This window comes from Microcoleus sp. FACHB-672, from assembly GCF_014695725.1.
Classification (GTDB): domain Bacteria; phylum Cyanobacteriota; class Cyanobacteriia; order Cyanobacteriales; family Oscillatoriaceae; genus FACHB-68.
Genome location: NZ_JACJOU010000032.1, coordinates 57,913 through 73,665, shown reverse-complemented (window position 1 = coordinate 73,665; position 15,753 = coordinate 57,913). Strand labels below are relative to the sequence as shown.

The 15,753-nt window shown below is 51.6% G+C and carries 11 protein-coding genes; 4 read left to right on the top strand and 7 right to left on the bottom strand.

Features of this window, described 5'->3' with window-relative positions:
- Positions 1 to 110 precede the first annotated feature (110 nt).
- From H6F56_RS23020 to rpoB, 4 genes are all read right to left on the bottom strand, one after another.
- Entirely contained in the window at positions 111 to 4,172 is a 4,062-nt protein-coding gene (locus H6F56_RS23020) for a DNA-directed RNA polymerase subunit beta' (RefSeq protein ID WP_190673431.1), read from the bottom strand.
- 136 nt (positions 4,173 to 4,308) lie between these two features.
- A complete protein-coding gene (locus tag H6F56_RS23015) occupies positions 4,309 to 6,177 on the bottom strand; it encodes a DNA-directed RNA polymerase subunit gamma (RefSeq protein WP_190673429.1) in 1,869 nt (622 codons plus the stop codon).
- A 216-nt stretch (positions 6,178 to 6,393) separates the two neighbouring features.
- A complete protein-coding gene (locus H6F56_RS23010) occupies positions 6,394 to 6,780 on the bottom strand; it encodes a hypothetical protein (protein ID WP_190673426.1) in 387 nt (128 codons plus the stop codon).
- 164 nt (positions 6,781 to 6,944) lie between these two features.
- Positions 6,945 to 10,301, bottom strand: a complete 3,357-nt coding sequence (gene rpoB / locus H6F56_RS23005; protein ID WP_190673423.1) for a DNA-directed RNA polymerase subunit beta — start codon at positions 10,299 to 10,301, stop codon at positions 6,945 to 6,947.
- 153 nt (positions 10,302 to 10,454) lie between these two features.
- Here rpoB and H6F56_RS23000 point away from each other — a divergent pair, with 153 nt between their 5' ends.
- Positions 10,455 to 10,601: a hypothetical protein gene (locus H6F56_RS23000; RefSeq protein WP_190673420.1), complete on the top strand. Its 147-nt coding sequence runs from the start codon at positions 10,455 to 10,457 to the stop codon at positions 10,599 to 10,601.
- Positions 10,602 to 10,824: 223 nt separating this feature from the next.
- Here H6F56_RS23000 and H6F56_RS22995 read toward each other — a convergent pair whose 3' ends face one another.
- Complete coding sequence (locus H6F56_RS22995) at positions 10,825 to 11,622, bottom strand: TatD family hydrolase (RefSeq protein WP_190673565.1); 798 nt, start codon at positions 11,620 to 11,622, stop codon at positions 10,825 to 10,827.
- 111 nt (positions 11,623 to 11,733) lie between these two features.
- Complete coding sequence (gene rpsT, locus H6F56_RS22990) at positions 11,734 to 12,066, bottom strand: 30S ribosomal protein S20 (protein WP_190673417.1); 333 nt, start codon at positions 12,064 to 12,066, stop codon at positions 11,734 to 11,736.
- Between the two features lie 366 nt (positions 12,067 to 12,432).
- Between rpsT and hisD the strand changes: the two genes are divergently transcribed.
- The 3 genes from hisD (at position 12,433) to H6F56_RS22975 (ending at position 15,030) form a co-directional block, all read left to right on the top strand.
- Positions 12,433 to 13,779 carry a histidinol dehydrogenase gene (gene hisD / locus H6F56_RS22985; protein WP_190673414.1) on the top strand — a complete coding sequence of 449 codons (1,347 nt, stop codon included), beginning with the start codon at positions 12,433 to 12,435 and terminating at the stop codon, positions 13,777 to 13,779.
- A 458-nt stretch (positions 13,780 to 14,237) separates the two neighbouring features.
- Positions 14,238 to 14,657 (top strand): universal stress protein, encoded by a 420-nt coding sequence (locus tag H6F56_RS22980; protein WP_190673411.1) that lies wholly within the window; start codon positions 14,238 to 14,240, stop codon positions 14,655 to 14,657.
- A 67-nt stretch (positions 14,658 to 14,724) separates the two neighbouring features.
- A complete protein-coding gene (locus H6F56_RS22975; protein WP_190673408.1) occupies positions 14,725 to 15,030 on the top strand; it encodes a DUF4090 family protein in 306 nt (101 codons plus the stop codon).
- A gap of 53 nt (positions 15,031 to 15,083) precedes the next feature.
- Here the strand turns inward: H6F56_RS22975 and H6F56_RS22970 are convergent, their stop codons facing one another.
- A complete protein-coding gene (locus H6F56_RS22970; RefSeq protein ID WP_190673405.1) occupies positions 15,084 to 15,725 on the bottom strand; it encodes a Uma2 family endonuclease in 642 nt (213 codons plus the stop codon).
- Positions 15,726 to 15,753 lie beyond the last annotated feature (28 nt).

The following is a 15,753-nucleotide window of genomic DNA, read 5'->3' as shown; positions in this document are numbered from 1 at the left end:
CGGTCAATAAAAAAAGTGAACAGTAAAAAGAGTCAACTTTTAGCTCTCTACTGTTCACTTTTGGAATGAAAAAGTGAAGCGCAATTTCTTGCCCTTCACCCTTCATTTATTTAAAAGTCGTCGTCTTCTTCGTCGTCCTCTTCTTCTTCCTCATCATCAATCAAGACATCATCTTCGAGAATGGGAGAGAACGCGTCAGCGCCGGCCAAGTCAAAGCCGATGCCGGCAGCAGCACGAGGGGGACGTTCAGGCAATTCCTCAGTCCGGTCGCCAAAGATGCCATTACTGCTAAAGGTACGGGCGCTGCGGTCATCGAGAACGACATCCTTAAGATCGTCATCCTCATCCAGAACACCGGCAGAGTCATAACCCATATCCATGTCGGCTTGACTATTCATCAAGTCCTCATAAGCATTGAAGCCCGTGCCGGCAGGAATCAAACGTCCGATGATCACGTTTTCCTTGAGTCCACGCAACCAGTCAGACTTACCTTCAATCGCCGCTTCTGTAAGCACCCGTGTGGTTTCTTGGAAAGAAGCCGCCGAGATAAAGCTATCCGTATTCAGCGATGCCTTCGTAATCCCCAGCAACACCGGCGTATACTGAGCCGGTGCACCGCCAGTGATGGACATTGCCTCATTCACCTGCTCAACCTGACGCAACTCCACCAGTTCACCCGGCAGCATCGTTGTATCGCCGCCGTCATCCATCCGAACCTTAGAAGTCATCTGACGGACAATCACCTCAATGTGCTTGTCAGAAATATCAATTCCTTGAGATTGATACACGGACTGCACCTCATTCACCAAAAATGTCTGGCAGGCTTGGAAACTACTCAACGCCGCATCATACGCGCCCATCGTTTCCCGGTTGATATTAAAGAAAACCTCCAGAATTTCATGGGGATTTGAAGGCCCATCTGAAAGTGGCTCGCCGGCTTTGACTTCCTGGCCATCAGACACCATCACATTCTGTCCCGGACCCATCACATACTCTGTAATCACCCCATCAGCCTCAATGACCTTGACTTCTACCGAGTCATCGTCACCATACTCAACCTGAGCCGTCCCCGGTCGTTTGGACAGAACACAAGCTTCCTTAGGCTTCCGGGCTTCCAGCAGTTCCTCAATCCGGGGCAAACCTTGGATAATATCTCCCGTCTTCGTGCGCTCAAACACCAGCAGCACCAACAAGTCACCCCGCTGCACCAAACTGCCATCCTCAACGTGCAGCACTGCACCTGAAGAAACGCGATAGGGGCGGGCGATCCGCATCACGACTTTGCTAGCCGGTTTTTGCAGCTTGGATTGGGCATCTCCATCTGCCGGTGAAGATTGATCTTTGATGATAGAGATCACTTGGCCAGACTCTTCAAGTCCAACTCCGGGCGCGATCTCATCCTTACCGGCAACCAGTAAAGTGCCGACTTTAACAGTTGGTGAGAGTTCTGGGACTTCTAGGGTGAGCAAATCAGCATCGCGCACCACCAGAATCCGGCGAATTGCTTCCGCACCCTCGCGAATCCCGCGAACCAAACCAGCTTCTTTACACTGAATTTCAGTTCGGGCTACGACGGCGCCGGGGGCAATACGTTGGCCATCTTCCACCAATAGGCGAGTGTGGGTGCTGCCTTGCAGGGCGTCTGCCGCCATATCCCGGCGAATGATCAGCGATTCTAAAATCACCAATTGCAGCCGCATCACAGACGGGTCATTCGCATCTGGCACCAGCTCAATATCGGCTGCCAATTGAGGGGCGTCTTTGCCAATTTCCAGAACAAGCTGGGTTCGCAGCAACTCCAAACCTTCAACGGATTTAACCCGCTCCCCATCTTTATAGGGCAGGCGTTGCACGGCACGCAACTCAATTGCGGAACCGTCTTGGTCTTTGCGCGATTCTTGGGAAGGAACAGCCGGCTCGTCGGGCACGTGAAACTCAGTTACCGGACGTAGCAGGAGGGCGGGGCCTTCAGGGGTTTCCACATACTCGATGTAGCGTAACTCCGGCACCGTCAGACCTTTTATAACTTCTTGGCCTGGATTCGCCAACGTGGCATCGGCACTGAGCACTTCTTCCGGATCATCTACCATGTGGAGTTCACCGGGCTTGACGACAATTTCCCGCAGGATGTCGTTTTTCTGGGTAACTTCCACGACCCCGTTGTTTTGGCAGAAGATGTCTTTGACGACTTCTGTGCCGGCTTCTACATACTGGCCATCTTCAACCAGCAGCAAAGAAATGTCTTTGTTAACTTCATGACATTCTTCGGGAATCCACAACAGGGTGCCGCCTTTAACGACTTCGTAACCTTGCTTGGCTTTACCCCGCTTGGCCACTTCCACACCGGAATATTTGATGATCCCGCCGGTTTGGGTGTGATAGCGACCGTCCATCAACTCAGCGACCACTTGATTATTTTGCACCTTTGTGCCTGGGGTGGCTTTCAGGGAAAACTGCTGGTTGTTGGTGGTTTCAATCACATAGTGTTCCCGGCCCTGGTAGCTTTCCTCGCGAACAGTGGCCCGGTCAAGCAGGACAGAAGCGGTGATAATTTCCACTTCGCGAGGGTGTTCGCCAGAAGTGTCTTCCCCACCCAAGCGCACAACGCCGCCATGTTCAGTAATCAGTTTGGTTTCGGCCAAAACGCTTCCAGGCTGAATCCGGTCGCCGTTTTTGACGATGGGTTCGGCCCCTGGTGGCAAGTTGTAAACTTCGCCGGCCAGAATCCAGATTAAGCCGCCGCGCTGGGCGATGCGGGTGGTGTTGCCCTGCCGGTCTGTTTTTTCTTCAGGCACCAAGTCGGCAAACAGCGCTTCGCCGGCCAAGTCGGAGGCCACGTCTTTGGTTGCTTTTTCCGTGGTTTTGCGGGCGGTACGACCGGCAATCGGCACTTCGGCGATAAATGCGTCGGCTTTTACGTGACTGCCATCTTGCACCAACAGGGTGGAACCTTGGGTGATGGGAAAAACTTCTCGCCGTCCATCTCGCTCTACGGCTAATTCGGCGTTTGCACTTTCTACAACCAGGGCTTCTTCCCCGTGGCGGGTACGGAAGGGCCGGGTTCGTAGTTGGCCAATATAGCGAATCGTGCCTTCAAAGGGTGCGCGAACTTGACGGGCGATTTCGCCGGTGAAGACGCCCCCAGTGTGGAAGGTTCGCATCGTTAGCTGAGTCCCCGGTTCGCCGATGGACTGGGCGGCGATGATCCCCACGGCTTCACCCATGTCTACTAAGTGAGCATGGGCAAGGCTCCAGCCGTAGCAATGCTGGCAGCAACTGCGGGTGGCTTCGCAGGTGAGGGGAGAGCGTACGAACACTTCTTCTACTTTGGCATCGCCAATTTCTTGGGCGAGTTCTTCCGATATCGGTTGGTTACGGGTGACAATAATTTTGCCGGTTTTGGGGTGGGGCGCATCTAATGCTAAAACCCGACCCAGCAAGCGGTTTTTCAGCGGGATCAACACCCGATCCCCATCGGTCATTGCCCGTACTGGAATTCCTCGGTTAGTGCCGCAGTCAATTTCCCGCACGATCACGTCTTGGGATACGTCTACGAGCCGGCGGGTGAGATAGCCCGAGTCGGCTGTTCTCAGTGCGGTATCAACTAAGCCCTTACGTGCCCCGTAAGAGGAAATAATATATTCGGTTACAGTTAAGCCTTCGCGGAAGTTGGTTTTGATGGGCAAGTCGATAATTTCCCCTTGAGGATCTGCCATCAATCCCCGCATTCCCACCAGCTGCCGGACTTGGGAAATATTCCCCCGCGCTCCACTAAAGGCCATCATGTAGACGCTGTTCAGGGGATCGGCGGCTTTGAAGTGACGTACGACTTCGTCTTTGAGTTCTTCGCTGGTGCCGTTCCAGGTGTCGATAACTTTTTGGAAGCGCTCGACTTCGGTGATTTCTCCACGCGTGTAGCGGGCTTCTGTGTCGCGAATTTCGTCTTCTGCTTTTGCTAGCAGCTGACGTTTCCCGGGGGGAATTTTGAGGTCGTCTACCGAGATGGAGACGCCGGCTTTTGTAGCGTAGCGGAATCCCAAATCTTTAAGAAGGTCGGCGACTTGGGCTGTCCGCGCTGTCCCGTAGTTGGTGAAGGCCCAGGCAATGAGTTTTTTTAAGACACCTTTGTCCACAACTCGATTGCGAAAAACCATTGACTTTTGATCTGCCATGTTTTTTTGTCCTGTGTCCTTTGTCCGGTCGTTTTTTGCCCTTGGTTGTTGATGCTTTGTCACTTATCTTTTGTCTTTTGTTTTGGGTTTTGACCGGCTGACAATTAACAATTGATAAGTGACAAATGACAAATGACTATTTGAGCGCTTCTTGAATCGTCTTGTTTAAGATGATTCGTCCTGGGGTTGTTTTGATGTATTGGCTAACGATGTTGCCGGTTGCGTCTTCCCGAGTTCGACGGTATTTATAGAGTTTCGTTACGATACCGTCTGGGGATTTTTCGACTTTGGGGCTGTTATCCGGCTCATCTGTTTCTACGGTTCCATCAAAGCGCACCCAAATATAGGCGTGGAGGTCGATTTGTTTTTGTTCGTAGGCGATGATCGCGTCGTCTAAGTTCGCAAAGTAGCGACCGGCTCCTCTTTGCTGATCGTGGCTTTCGGCGGTTAGGTAGTAGCAGCCTAACACCATGTCTTGGCTGGGCGTCACGATGGGCCGTCCGGTTGCCGGTGACATGATATTGTTGGATGCCAGCATCAGTAACCGCGCTTCTGCCTGAGATTCTAAGGATAAGGGGACGTGAACGGCCATTTGGTCACCGTCAAAGTCGGCGTTGAAGGCAGGACAAACGAGGGGATGCAGCTGGATGGCGCGCCCTTCCACCAAGATCGGTTCAAAGGCTTGAATCCCTAGCCGGTGCAAGGTGGGTGCCCGGTTTAGCATGACTGGGTGCCCTTCTATGACTTCTTCTAGCACGTCCCATACGCTGGGATCGTTACGCTGGATGAGTTTTTTGGCGGCTTTGATGTTGTTGACCAGTCCCTGACGAATCAGCCGATGAATCACGAAGGGTTGGAATAGCTCGATGGCCATTTCACGGGGTAAGCCGCACTGGTGGATTTTGAGTTTTGGCCCGACGACGATAACGGAACGTCCGGAGTAGTCAACTCGCTTACCTAACAGGTTTTGGCGGAATCGGCCTTGTTTACCTTCAATGATGTCAGAAAGGGATTTAAGGGGCCGGTTGTTGGCTCCTACGACTGTTCGTCCCCGGCGTCCATTGTCGATGAGGGCGTCAACGGCTTCTTGCAGCATCCGCTTTTCGTTACGGATGATGATTTCTGGGGCAAGGATTTCTTGCAGTCGAGCCAGTCGGTTGTTGCGGTTGATGACGCGCCGGTAGAGGTCGTTAAGGTCAGAGGTGGCAAAACGTCCACCATCGAGCTGCACCATCGGGCGCAGATCCGGCGGAATTACTGGAATGACGGACAGTACCATCCAATCGGGTTGGGAGCCGGTGGCGATGAAATTGTCAATCACGCGCAGGCGCTTGATCAGTTTGGCGCGTTTTTGTCCTTTGGCGTTGGCAATTTCTTCGCGCAGCTGTTCAGCTTCTTTTTCCAGCTCAATGTCTTGCAGCAGGCGTTGCAGTGCTTCCGCGCCAATGCCGACTTCGATGTTGGCGAGTTGAGAATCTTCGCTATAAAGCTGATCCTCAATTTCCATCCACTGATCTTCTGTCAGTAGCTGTTTGTATTGCAGGTTGTCGGCGTTGCCGGGGGAGAGAACGACGTAGGCGTTAAAGTAGACAATTTGTTCGACATCCCGTAGTGGCATATCCAAAAGGATCGCCATGTAGCTGGGGATGCCTTTGAGATACCAAACGTGGGCGACCGGCGCGGCTAATTTGATATAGCCCATGCGGTGCCGGCGCACTCTCGATTCGGTGACTTCTACGCCACATCTCTCACATACAATACCTCTGTGACGAACCCGTTTGTATTTCCCACAATGGCATTCCCAATCTTTTGCCGGCCCGAAAATTCGCTCGCAAAATAAGCCATCCATTTCAGGCTTTAATGTCCTGTAATTGATGGTTTCTGGCTTCGTCACCTCGCCCACGACTTGACCATTAGGTAAGGTTCTTTCGCCCCACTGCCGAATTCTTTCTGGGGACGCTAAACCAATTTTGACGTAGTCAAATCTTTGTTCAAGCTTTGCCATTTATCTTTATCTCCCTTCAATGTGCTTCCAAGTTTTACCAGGTATCATCAGTCGCGCTTCAGTTATCAGCTTTCTTAGCTGGTCGCTAACAAAAGGGGAGCTGACGGTATTCTTAATAAAGTTAAACTTCTTTATAGGTCACTCCGTTTTTAAGGTCGTCAATGACACTTCGAGACACTCCAAAATCATCAGCCATATCGGGAATGCGGTCGCCATTCATTCGACGACTCCGCATAGCTTGAACTTGTTGGAATATTTGAGCTGAATTTCCCAAAGTTGGTCAATACTCAATTTGCTGCTCCCGGCAAAGGTTTGGCTACGAGAGGTTTTGCGGTTTTGCTCTATCATTTGCAAGCTATTTTCAGCGGCAATTCCCGGTACTAAATGGTCTGGGTTAATACAGCTTGGGTTATCACAAGTGTGGCAAGCTAAACTACCCGATTCTAAGAATCCTGGTATTTTGGATTCGAGAAGTAATCGGTGAACGAATACCGATTTGCCATTAATCCATTTGCGCCCGCAACCATTTCCCAGTTTATTGCCTTGCCATTCTATACAACCGGCTGCCGTCCTTAAACCTGCAAGTCCAGGGGGATGTGACAAAATGAGACATGATCAACGTGAGGTTTAAATAAGATTACGTTGGTTTGAATCTCGCGGTGTTAATCGCACCGGCGAAGATAATTCATTGTCTCATTGGTTAGCGCTTCTTCTGTCAGCAGTCAGCCGTCAAAAACAACGGACTGCTGACAGATGGCTGCTAACAACTATTCGTCGGCTTCGTCAAACGCTTCCCGCGAAACTGACTCGTAAGTCGGTCTTGAAGGGGCGCGGCGGGTGGATACATCCGCCATCAGATCAACCTCCACATCACGTGAGGTGCCGTCCTCCTTGGTTTCAACCTTGTGCACTGCAATATCCAAGCACAGGGATTGCAACTCGCGCATCAGCACTTTGAAAGATTCTGGCGTTCCCGGACGGGGGATAGCCTTGCCTTTGACGATCGCATTGAGCGCTTCGTTACGACCTTGCATATCGTCTGACTTCACCGTCAGCAATTCTTGCAAGGTGTAGGCTGCGCCAAACGCCTCCAGCGCCCACACTTCCATTTCTCCGAAACGCTGGCCGCCTTGCTGCGCCTTGCCACCAAGAGGCTGTTGCGTCACTAGAGAGTAAGGGCCGGTGGAACGGGCGTGGATCTTATCATCCACTAAGTGAACCAGCTTCAGCATATAGGCTTTGCCCACTGTGACCGGCCTGTCAAAGGGTTCGCCGGTGCGTCCGTCCATGACGGTAATCTTACCGGCATTATCCGGGTTAAATAACCAATCTTTGCCGGTTTTCTCACGAGCTTGCTGCAACTTGTAATGCACGGTTTCTCGCGATTTTTCCGACCCGTGCATTTCATCAAACGGCACGACTTTAAACCGCGCGTTCAAATTTTCGCCGGCCCAACCCAGCAGGCACTCGAAAATCTGGCCCACGTTCATCCGTGACGGCACACCCAAGGGGTTGAGGACGATATCAACCGGCTTGCCATCGGGCAAGTACGGCATATCCTCAGCCGGCAGAATTCGGGAAATAATCCCCTTATTGCCGTGCCGGCCTGCCATCTTGTCGCCCACTTGAATCTTCCGTTTTTGGGCCACATAGACGCGCACAACCATATTTGCGCCGGGAGGCAGTTCATCGCCTTGTTCGCGAGTGAACACCCGTACATCAACGACGCGGCCTTTTTCTCCATTGGGCACTCGCAGGGAATTGTCGCGCACGTCGCGAGCTTTTTCCCCGAAAATCGCCCGCAGCAGCTTTTCTTCAGGCGGTTGGTCAGATTCACCCTTCGGCGTCACTTTACCGACCAGAATATCGCCCGACTCGACCCACGCCCCGATCCGGATGATGCCGCCCTCATCTAGCTGGCGCAGTGCATCTTCCCCAACGTTGGGAATTTCCCGCGTGATTTCCTCTGGCCCGAGTTTAGTTTGCCGCGCCTCAATTTCATATTTTTCAATGTGAATTGAGGTGTAGACATCGTCGATGACGAGGCGTTCGCTAATCAGGATCGCGTCTTCATAGTTGTAGCCTTCCCAGGGCATATAAGCCACTAGGATATTTTGGCCCAGGGCGATTTCTCCGCCTTCCGTTGCCGAACCATCTGCTAGCACTTGGCCGGCAACGACGTCATCGCCTTCAAACACCAGCGGGCGCTGATTGAGACAGGTATCTTGGTTGGAACGCTGGTACTTCTGAAGCTGGTATTCAAGTTCTTTCGGTTCAGCGGAGGGCCGGCTTGTCGCCCCGTCTGACTGATTGCTGTGCCCGTTGTTCGCTGGCGTTGGTTTCACCCGGATGCGCTCTGCATCCACATAGGTCACCACCCCATCCGTGCGCGACACGATCACCATCCCAGAGTCCCGCGCTGCTTGCGCTTCCAGGCCGGTTCCCACTAGGGGCCGCTCTGGTTGCAGCAAGGGCACCGCTTGCCGTTGCATATTAGACCCCATGAGGGCGCGGTTAGCATCGTCATGTTCCAGGAAAGGAATCAGAGATGTAGCCACCGAGATAATCTGCACCGGCGACACGGCGACGTAGTCTACTTGGTCGGGTGTGGTGGTGGTAAAGTCTTGCCTGTAGCGCACCGGCACCGTTTCACCCTGGATGTAGCCATTTTCATCGACCGTAATATCCCCCGGTGCCACTCTGAGGTCATCTTCCTCATCTGCCGTCATGAACTGGGGAGGCCGATCGCGCAACACCCGGCCATTTTCGACTGGGTAGAAGGGCGTGGCGATAAACCCGTAGGCGTTCACCCGTGCGTGAGTGGCCAAGGAGCCGATTAAACCGGCATTTGGGCCTTCAGGCGTTTCGATGGGGCAGATGCGCCCGTAGTGGGAGGGGTGAATGTCTCGCACCGCAAAGCCGGCCCGTTCCCGCGTCAGACCGCCTGGGCCAAGGGCCGATAGCCGGCGCTTGTGGGTCAGTTCTGCCAGAGGATTGGTTTGATCCATGAACTGGGACAACTGGGACGATCCGAAGAATTCTTTGATCGCCGCGACTAAGGGTTTGGGGTTGACGAGGGATGCTGGGGTGAGGGCGTCAGCGTCTGATACGGTCATCCGTTCCCGGATAATGCGTTCAAGCCGGTTTAACCCAACCCGCACCTGGTTTTGCAGTAGCTCACCCACACTGCGGACGCGCCGGTTGCCCAAGTGGTCGATATCGTCTGTCTGGCCGATGTCGAATTCCAAGTTAATCAGGTAGTCAACCGCCGCCAAAATGTCTTGGGGGGTCAGTACCCGCATGGTATCTGGCACGTTGAGCCGCAGCTTTTTGTTGAGCTTGTACCGGCCCACGCGACCAAGATCGTAGCGTTTGGGGTCAAAGAAGCGAGAGTCAAGCAGCTGCTGGCCCCCTGAAACGGTGGGGGGTTCACCCGGACGCAGTTTGCGGTAAAGCTCCATCAAGGCTTCTTCTTCGCTGAACTGCCCTTCTTTTTCAATGGTTTTTTGGAAGTATTCCGGGTGGCGCAGGGCGTCGTAAATTTCGTTGTCAGTCAGTCCCAAAGCTTTGAGCAGCACTTGGGCGCTGAGTTTGCGGGTTTTGTCAATCCGCACCCAAACGAGGTCGTTTTTGTCGGTTTCAAATTTCAGCCATGCGCCTCGGTTGGGGATGAGGCTGGCGTTATAGGTACGACGTCCGTTCTTGTCGGTGTCAGATTTGTAGTAGACTCCGGGAGAGCGGACGATCTGGTTAACGATAACTCGTTCGGCACCGTTGATGATGAAAGTGCCTCGGTCTGTCATCAGGGGCAGGTCGCCGATGAAGACTTCTTGTTCTTTGATTTCGCCGGTTTCTTTGTTGATGAGGCGGGTGGGCACATACATTTGAACGGCGTAGGTGCTGTCCCTGCGTTTGGCTTCGTCAACGTCGTACTTAGGGCGCTTGAGTTTGTAGTCTTTGCCCAGGAAATGCAGTTCTAGCTTGCCGGTGTAGTCTGTGATCGGCGAGAAGCTATTGAGTTCTTCAATAAGTCCCTCTTCCAGAAACCAGCGGAAGCTAGAGCGCTGGATTTCCACGAGGTCTGGCAGGACGAAGGCTGGTGCGGTGGGAGTCTGAGTAGTCATGCGTCTCCTAGGATCGGGTTAGCGAGATCGCGAACCCCGTACTTTACATTATTTACACAATTATGTCAACTAACTCCCATCTGGGAGTCTGAGTTGAAAAGCGCCTAATAGCAGATTCCAGACGCGCCCTAGTGCGTCAAGACAGAGATGGTTTTGGCAGGAATTTCTGGGATTTTTCAATCTCTGGAGGCTGATTATTTGGCTTTAACGACGTTTATTAGAAAGCTTCAAGGTGAAAAGTCAAGCAAGGATAAATCAATCGCACAAGCAAAAATAGATGTGCTTGGCACTTTTGTATAGGGTTGACTCGCTGCCTCCCCCTGACTCACTTTTCACGCTTTATGTGGGGAGTTCGAGGTTTCCACGTATTGACCGTACAGACTGAGCGTACCAATTTATTCATTCCATTTCTCCCTCCTATACATTATGGCGCAAGCTTGCTGCATTTGTGGGGCAAAGTAACCATCTAGGTCGCTTGCCACAGGGAAAGGATACGGGAGTTTTTTGCCCGACCTTTTGCCTTCTATGCCGACACCGGCAGCGCGACTGAAAGGCCAAACAAATTGCACGCATTCTCAGTTGTTTGTGCCGCTAGGGTGTCTAGGGAAACATTCCTGATTTGGGCCACTTGTTCGGCGACATAGCGTACATAAGCCGGTTCGTTGCGTTTACCCCTTTTTGGAACTGGGGCGAGGAACGGACAATCGGTTTCAATTAACAGGCGATCGCCCGGAACCATCGCCGCAGATGCGTGGATTTGAGTGGCATTTTTAAAGGTGACAATGCCGCTAAAGCTGATATAGAAGCCCAAATTGAGAAACCATTGGGTTTCTTCAGGAGTTCCGCCCCAGCAGTGCATCACCCCACGTACCGAACCTTGACGATCTGTAAAATCTTGCAGCAACTTCGCCATCGCTTCTGCCGCGTCTCGACAGTGAATAATCACCGGCAACTGCAACTGCTGGGCGATGGTTAGCTGCGCCTCAAACGCGGTTTGTTGCAGATCGTGATTGTCTGCTTTATAAAAGTCTAAGCCGGTTTCCCCAATGGCCACGACTCTGGGATCGGAACTTGCCAACTCCAGAATTTCGGTTTGGGTTGCCGGCGTCCACTTGTGAGCGTCGAGGGGGTGGAGACCAACGGCAAAGGCCAGTTCCGGGAAACGGTTGGCCAGTTCTTGAATGCCGGCAAACTCAGCCGGTTCGACACAGGAATGGATCAGGCGGACAACGCCTGCCTCCCGCCACCGTCCAGCTGCGGCCTCCAGATCGGGCTGAAACAGGTCAAAGTTGATATGGACGTGGGTATCGATCAACTGCATGAGCGAAAAGACGAAATGGGGAAAAAGACAAAATTGAGAAGCGAGAGACTGGGGAATAATTCTCACTTCCCACGTCTCACTTCTCACTTTGAACACTGATTATGCGGTCGCCTAGGAAGCTTGGGCTGCCTCTGTCGAGGTGCCGGCAGGCTGCTGGCTTGGTGTATGTTGCTTGAGAACTCTCGCCAAGCGGGATTTTTTCCGCGCCCCATTATTGGGATGCAAAACACCTTTTTTCACCGCTTTGTCAATTTTGCTGTAAGTATCTGCCATGCGAGTTTGCACCTGTTGCATTAACTCTGGAGTCGGATTGGCAGCGTACTCATCCACAGATGCAAAATACTTCTTGATCAGCGTTTTGACAGCTGATGTGTACGATTTGTTGCGTAGCCGATTGCGTTCGGCAATTTTGACGCGTTTAACGGCAGACTTAATATTGGCCACAGTCGATCCTGAAACAGCTCTATTAGTGCACGAACATTTTAACTCTGGACAAACTACTATAACATCAACTCGGACAAGATCGCGCACCAGGCGGAAAATCCGAGTTAAGCTTATAGAAACAACGAGCAAAGGTTCGTCTGGGATCGGAAGGACACTTAGCCGGCATCAGTTATGTTTGGCCCTCAACTTCGGGCGGGGGTCAGTAAGGGCGGTAAGCTTCACTAACTTATTGGGACGCAAACCAGCCATACAGCGGTCTTTGGGCAAACAACTGACCGCCGAACATCTGGCAGCCAGCTGAAAGTTCATTCACGATGTTAGACCAATCGTTCTCACGGGTAAGTCCTAGATTGGCATTCCTACTCCATGCTGCGAATCATTACTCAGCGGGCTGAGGCAGAGGCTGAACTGCGGCGGATCTGCGATCGCACCCATGACGACGCTGTCGTTCATAAAGAGGCAACGGTTCGGGAGGTGCTCCAAGCCGTGAAGCGTCAAGGCGATCGAGCTATCCTGCATTACACAGAAGAATTTGATGGGCAAACGCTCAATGCCGAGCAGCTGCGTGTCAGCGGCTCAGAATTAGATGCAGCCTATCAACAAGTCTCGAAAGAGTTATTAGAAGCAATACGGTTAGCCGCAAGACAGATCGAAGCATTTCACCGGCAGCGCGTCCCTAAATCTTGGGTAAAGTTTGGCGACGATGAAATCGTCCTCGGCAAGCGATATACGCCCGTCGATAAAGCTGGACTGTATATTCCTGGGGGCAGGGCCGCCTACCCCAGTTCAGTGTTGATGAATGCCATCCCAGCGAAAGTGGTCGGTGTGCCGCGCATTATTATGTGTACGCCACCGGGTTCAGAGAAAACGATCAACTCATCGGTGCTGGTAGCGGCCCAGGAAGCCGGCGTCCACGAAATTTATCGGGTGGGCGGCGCGCAAGCGATTGCCGCCTTGGCTTACGGCACCGAAACTATTCCGAACGTAGATGTGATCACCGGCCCTGGTAACATCTACGTGACGTTGGCCAAAAAGCTGGTTTACGGCACCGTGGGAATTGATTCCTTAGCGGGGCCATCAGAAGTGCTGATCATTGCCGATGGGGCGGCAAAGCCCGCACACGTCGCAGCCGACTTATTGGCCCAAGCAGAGCACGACCCAATGGCGGCGGCGATCTTACTGACAACCGATTCTCAACTGGCAAGGCAAGTTGTGGCGGAAGTTGATCGGCAACTGGCAGAACACCCCCGTCGCACCTTGACGGAAAAAGCAATCGCCCATTACGGCTTAGTGGTGATTGTGGAGTCGCTGACAGTGGCGGCAGAACTCTCTAACGAGTTTGCTCCCGAACACTTAGAGCTAGAAGTTGCCGATCCTTGGGCACTGCTAGAATCAATTCGCCATGCTGGGGCGATTTTCTTGGGTAATTCGACGCCGGAAGCGGTGGGAGATTATCTTGCCGGTCCCAACCACACGTTGCCGACTTCCGGGGCGGCGCGTTATGCCTCAGCGCTGGGGGTGGAAACGTTTATGAAACATTCCAGCCTAATTCAGTATTCACCGACAGCCTTGCAAAAGGTAGCGAGTGCCATCCAGCTATTAGCCAATGCTGAAGGGCTTTCCTCTCACGCCGACTCGGTGCGACTGAGAACCCAAAACAAGGATGGAACTTGGGAGTTAGGGGACGGGGATCGGACGCAGGATGAAGAATGAAGCATGACGAGTAGGATGGGAAATTAGAGGGGAAAAGGAATCAGCACTTTTTCTCCTCACATCTTGCAACCATCTCACTAACCGTCAGGGACTCCAATTCTTGGCGAATAGCGAAAGCCCTCCTTAAGAGGACTCAATCCTTCAAAAACCGGAAATTTAGCCGACTATAATGGGCTTTTGCGGTGAGAGGGCCTGAGTGAGAAGGGTGCAAGATGTTTGGTTTCATTCCTCACATGACTCGCTCAAACCTCACATTAGTGAGAAAGTGCGCGGAGATGTTGGATCTGCCGGCGCAAAAAATTCAACACCAAAATGCCGCTAAACTGATTGGGGTAACAAGTCTCTCAATATCCTCTACTCAGGTGAACGAGCAGAGCTTACACTGCTGCGCTGTATCTGAAACGAGGTTTGGGTAAAATTCAGGCTGCAATCATTTCACTTTTCAGGAGATTTGAGCAGTGCTCAAGACAATTTTGGTGGCCCTTGACAGTTCAGACTTATCAGAGGAAGTTATTCAGACGCTACGTGAACTCCAACTCCAGCCGGCAACCAAAATCATCCTCAGCAATGTGATACCTCCACGAAGCCCTGATCTGGAAATAGAGGCAGATCGGCCAAGATTTGCAGAGGAACCCTACCGACAAATTGAAAAACAGCTACAAGTGTACCAAGCGGATTTACCTTGTCAGAGTGAATTGGAAATTGTTACCGGCGATCCCGCCGAAGAAATTATCCGTTTGGCAAATATTTACCAAGCCGACCTGATTGTACTCGGTAGCCGGGGATTAACCGGCATGGATCGGATTTTGCAAGGATCAGTCAGCAGTCAGGTTGTCGCGGATGCACCCTGTTCGGTTCTCGTCGTCAAGCCGAGATAGCCAGCAGTTTTTAAAGGGGCGAGTAAACGGGTAATATGTATTTGCTTTTACCGTTTACCTTTTTGCTATGTCCCCCGAAACCAATCCAGAAACTCAAACAACCACCGGCGCTGATGCGATTGATGTAGCGATCGCAAAGGGAACTGATTTTGATGGCTCTCCGATTCCTGCTGCCAAACTAGAACTGTATCACAAAGTAATGGGGCTGGAAGCCGGTCGGCAACGCAGTGGTGTATCCAATACCATGCGTTCGAGAATTGTGCGGATTGGCGCAAAGCACATTTCTCAGGAAGAACTTAACAAAATGCTTGCCGATGCCGATTTCGCACCGCTTAAAGAGAAGGAAATCGCTTTTTATTACGGCGGCAAGTAGGAAAAATAATGGGGCCGGCATCTTGCCGGTTTCACAAAATTAATTCAACTTGATTATAATTGCTCCCGCACCCAATTTCGGAATGCTTTTACACTCGCGTTTCTTCCAGCCGTTTTACTTTGTTCAACATACTGGGGAATTGCAGATTTTATCTGTGGGATTTGGGGGAAGTTAAAGCTAATTTCAGATTCAGTATATTTTCCCGCTTGCAATACATTGATTTGCAGCCGGCTTCCATTATATCGCCACAATTCAGGAACGCCCAAGGCTTCATAGTTATTTAAATGAGTGCGGGAAGTAATCTCAATTTCTATGGCTAAATCTGGCGGCGGATCTATCGTTAAATCTATTCGCTTTTTTCCTCTCATTACCGCTTCATTCTGGATGTAAAAACATTCATCAGGTTCTACCCCCTGCTGCATTGCTTCATTTTTGAGCGTCGTAGAACCTGCCGGCACAAATTCGATGTTAAGTTCTTCAAGAAGAATCTCTACTAATCTGCCAATAATTTTTTTGTCAAACTCATGCTCTAGCAGAGGTGTCATAATTTCCAAGATGCCTTTACTGTAAGAAAGTTTTGCCGCCCGACTTTCTCCTAATTCTTCTAATAGGGTTTCAAACATTTTCCAAGAGATATCTTTCAGGTGTAAAATGTTGCCGGGGGGAACCATTATTTGCTTCAAATTTAAATTCATAATTTGATCATCCTCAATGCAAAATACA

Excerpts from the sequence above, each read along its gene's own strand:
- H6F56_RS23020 (WP_190673431.1), bottom strand. The coding sequence starts at position 4,172 with ATGGCAGATCAAAAGTCAATGGTTTTTCGCAATCGAGTTGTGGACAAA.
- H6F56_RS23015 (WP_190673429.1), bottom strand. The coding sequence starts at position 6,177 with ATGGCAAAGCTTGAACAAAGATTTGACTACGTCAAAATTGGTTTAGCG.
- rpoB (WP_190673423.1), bottom strand. The coding sequence starts at position 10,301 with ATGACTACTCAGACTCCCACCGCACCAGCCTTCGTCCTGCCAGACCTC.
- H6F56_RS22995 (WP_190673565.1), bottom strand. The coding sequence starts at position 11,622 with ATGCAGTTGATCGATACCCACGTCCATATCAACTTTGACCTGTTTCAG.
- hisD (WP_190673414.1), top strand. The coding sequence starts at position 12,433 with ATGCTGCGAATCATTACTCAGCGGGCTGAGGCAGAGGCTGAACTGCGG.
- H6F56_RS22975 (WP_190673408.1), top strand. The coding sequence starts at position 14,725 with ATGTCCCCCGAAACCAATCCAGAAACTCAAACAACCACCGGCGCTGAT.
- H6F56_RS22970 (WP_190673405.1), bottom strand. The coding sequence starts at position 15,725 with ATGAATTTAAATTTGAAGCAAATAATGGTTCCCCCCGGCAACATTTTA.